The 3,232-nt window shown below is 30.8% G+C and carries 4 protein-coding genes; 1 reads left to right on the top strand and 3 read right to left on the bottom strand.

The genetic code is table 11. The features are described 5' to 3' along the window. Positions 1-76 precede the first annotated feature (76 nt). Genes ACI32A_RS01750 through ACI32A_RS01760 form a run of 3 tightly spaced genes read right to left on the bottom strand, consistent with a single transcriptional unit; the run spans position 77 to position 2,171 of the window. Complete coding sequence (locus ACI32A_RS01750) at positions 77-808, bottom strand: WG repeat-containing protein (RefSeq protein WP_439753299.1); 732 nt, start codon at positions 806-808, stop codon at positions 77-79. Next, the gene (locus ACI32A_RS01755) at positions 798-1,250 is read right to left on the bottom strand and encodes a hypothetical protein (protein WP_439753300.1); all 453 of its coding nucleotides are present in this window, start codon (positions 1,248-1,250) and stop codon (positions 798-800) included. The genes ACI32A_RS01750 and ACI32A_RS01755 overlap by 11 nt, the downstream gene beginning before the upstream one ends. Positions 1,251-1,289: 39 nt before the next feature. Then, a complete protein-coding gene (locus tag ACI32A_RS01760; protein WP_439753301.1) occupies positions 1,290-2,171 on the bottom strand; it encodes a hypothetical protein in 882 nt (293 codons plus the stop codon). A gap of 441 nt (positions 2,172-2,612) precedes the next feature. Here ACI32A_RS01760 and ACI32A_RS01765 point away from each other — a divergent pair, with 441 nt between their 5' ends. Continuing rightward, positions 2,613-2,903: a transposase gene (locus tag ACI32A_RS01765; protein WP_439753302.1), complete on the top strand. Its 291-nt coding sequence runs from the start codon at positions 2,613-2,615 to the stop codon at positions 2,901-2,903. Positions 2,904-3,232 lie beyond the last annotated feature (329 nt).

A 3,232-nucleotide genomic window follows, 5' to 3' on the forward strand; every position in this document is an offset into this window, starting at 1 on the left:
AAAATTGGTTAATTCTGCCTGACTCTAAATGGCGATTTCCTCCCGACTCTAACAGCGATTTCATTTTTAACTAAAATTAATTGTGTATTCTTTTTCCATTGATATCTATGTAATATTCCTCTGTGCCACTTTTTACTTTTGCTTTATTATCAATAAAATCATGAGCCTCATCAAAATTTATAGGGGATATAAAGTTTCCACTCGTATCTATATAATTAGATTTCCAAGTTGTTCCTTCTCGAACTTGAACATTTGTAACCCCACAAGAAAAATATCTTGGATAGGATATATTATTAAATTCTTTTAATTTGTTTCCTTTATCGTCAATTAAATACCAGACCTCGCCTTTACCTTTAGATTCTTTGACAAATGCTTTTCCATTTGAAAAATTAGTTGCAGCAAGAGCTCCGCATTCATCAAATTCTACTTTAATCTTAAAAAGTAAATTTCCTTTGGTATCTATAACTCCTGTCGTTCCGTCCAAAAACATTGCAAAATTTTTTCCTTCTGAAAACTTTTGTCCTAATTGTTCAAAGTGAATATTTGAAATATTTCCATTTTCATCAAGAATTGCACTATCAAAATTCATGAGCGTTACAGTAGCATATCCTTCGGTGAATCCATAGAATCTTTTCAATTTTTTTGAAAAGAGAACATTTTCATCTTCATCTAAAAATGTGTAAGTATTATTGTTTTTTATTACTTTAATTTTTGAACTGGTTGATAAATCATTTGCTATACATGGAAATTGAAGTAAACATATAAGAAAAAAAATAGAAAAAAAATAACGCAATCGATTATTTTTCATTTAGTAAATCTCCTGATTTGTTCAAGACTTCATATGGAATATAAAATTGGAAAGTATTGTTCCATAAAGTTGTTGTTGGTATTTTTTTTAATTCATCGTAATTTTTTGGTTGTAAATCTTTTTCTTTTCGATCTTCATAAGCTTTAAGTGTACATTCTGAAAGAAGTTGAGTAATAAAATCTTTTGATAAAGAAAGAACTTCATCCCTATCGCACATAACAAGAAGATTCTTTTCGTCTGTACGTAGAATATACATATGACCACAATTAAGCTGGAATCTTTTACCGCTTTCTCTGTTACTAATATTCCAGGCATCATTATTCAAAGAAGCTGCATAAGAAATTAAATCAGCGTAGTATGAAAGAACTTCATCAATTAAGTTCTCAGGAATATGCTTTGATAATTTTTGAACTATTTGCTCAGTTGTTAAATCTTCTGCCATTCAATCACTCCAATTTTCAAATTATTGCATTAATTTGATTCAGATTTTTTTTTCCTCGTTTTTTAATAGTTTTTCCATCCACGAATATTGAGCTTCCTCAATTTTCATTGGTAGTCCTTGTGGGTGTGTATAATCAATATAAAATGGAATATCCAATATCTTTAAAATAAGACGATTAATTAATGTATAATAACATTTGCTTAATAGAATCAATTCATTTAGTTTTTTTGAATCCAAACTACCATGTACAGAACTATTCCGAGCTTTTAATGCTTTTTCTTCAAGTTTACTTAGTTTTAAACCTAGCTCTTCAAAAATTATTTTATTTCTTTGATTTTGGCTTTGATTATTAATTTGTGATGTTTTTGATTTTAGAATATCTTTTTGTTCTTCTGGTACATCAAGTTCATCAATTTTCTTTTCAATATCTTTTTTTAGTTTATTAAAAATCGCTGTAGAAACTATTGTATTCTCTCTGTTAGTAAAATATTGTGCGCAAATATTATCAAAAGTTGCAGCTAACGGTTGAATTTTTACTTCAACAGGTTGTGTTCTTGCATAATTAATAAATGCAAAATTTTTAATAAGAGAATAAGTTGTATTTTCTGAAACTTTTAATAGAATTAAATTAATCAATTCAGTTGTATGTATTTTTAATCCATGAAAATCATTTAGGCGTAATGGAATAACGGGTAATTGGGCTTCATTGAGAACTTGTTCAATATCTTTTCTAAATGTAGAAATATAGCAATCAGAAACAGGTGTTGATTTGCAATTATATTTTGTATTGCCTATATAAATGAAAGTCAAACCAAAAATAAAATTCAAAATGTTTACTATTTCGTTTAAATCGTCATCTGTTGGAAATTGTTGTTTTTCAAAACGTAAACAAGTTGACTTAAATTTGGTAAATGTATCCAATTTTATCAGTAAAAAATCATAAGTTTTATATTTTAACTTAATTCCAGCCCAAGAGCCTGAATATTTTTCCGCTAATCCAATGTCTTCTACTGCAAAGTTACCCCATTGATAATGTTCATTCCCGGAAGACGTTTTTATTATATTCTGATCATAATTTGCTTGATTTGAAGAATTAAGTAACCAAATGTTTTCAAAATCAGGTTTTCCAGCAGAATCATTTGCATAGTGAGATTCAATATTTAATACAATCCCATTGATTGAAAATTCTCCTGATGTTGAATAATTAAAACTGTCACAAATAAAATCTTTTAATAAATATTCTTTTCCGAGAAATGGAGTTGAAAAAGCTGTTAGAGAATTAAGCTTTATAATAAGCCTCAGATTTAGACATGGAGGAGATAAAATAACGAATTTGTGCTAACCTCAAGGTAGGACAAATTCATGGGAAGAAAGAGAAAAGATTTTTCAGACAAGTTCAAAATCGAAGTTGCGAAGGAAGCCCTCAAAAAGAGAGCAAAAGAAGCTGAGGTTGCAGCAAAATATAACATAGCACCAAGCACACTTTCTGAATGGATGGAGCTGTTCCTGGAAGGAAAACTGGAAACAGATGAACAGAAAGCCCTTCGTGAAGAAAACGAAAAACTAAGGGCAAAGCAGGAGGAAATGCTTGCGTCCCTTGGTAAAAAGCAGCTTGAAGTTGATCTGTTAAAAAAAAAGCTACATCTGGATTAGCATCCTGGCAGCTAGTTCAAAAGGACATGCGTGACGAGAATGGCGTCAGGCTGACAATCCTTGAACAGTGTCGGATTCTGAAACTTTCCCGGGCTACTTACTATGAGTGCTGCAAGTTTGAAGCAGAACGTCAGAAAAAGAAGGCTGAGGAAAACAAAATAAGGCTCAAGCGGGCTAAGTCCATAATCAATGAGTGGTCAACACACAGTACATACGGTTACAAGAAGATGTCAAAGCATCTGAAGCGGCTTGGTTACGACTGGGCAGGAGAAAATAAAATGAGTGCGTAAAACGACACAGAAAAAGGAGCAGATTTAAGGTGTAAACAG

The organism is Floccifex sp. (genome assembly GCF_051873555.1).
GTDB lineage: Bacteria > Bacillota_I > Bacilli_A > Erysipelotrichales > Erysipelotrichaceae > Floccifex.

What these genes read in the sequence shown, in the direction of transcription:
- ACI32A_RS01750 (WP_439753299.1), bottom strand. Translation starts at nt 808, where the DNA reads ATGAAAAATAATCGATTGCGTTATTTTTTTTCTATTTTTTTTCTTATA.
- ACI32A_RS01755 (WP_439753300.1), bottom strand. Translation starts at nt 1,250, where the DNA reads ATGGCAGAAGATTTAACAACTGAGCAAATAGTTCAAAAATTATCAAAG.
- ACI32A_RS01765 (WP_439753302.1), top strand. Translation starts at nt 2,613, where the DNA reads ATGGGAAGAAAGAGAAAAGATTTTTCAGACAAGTTCAAAATCGAAGTT.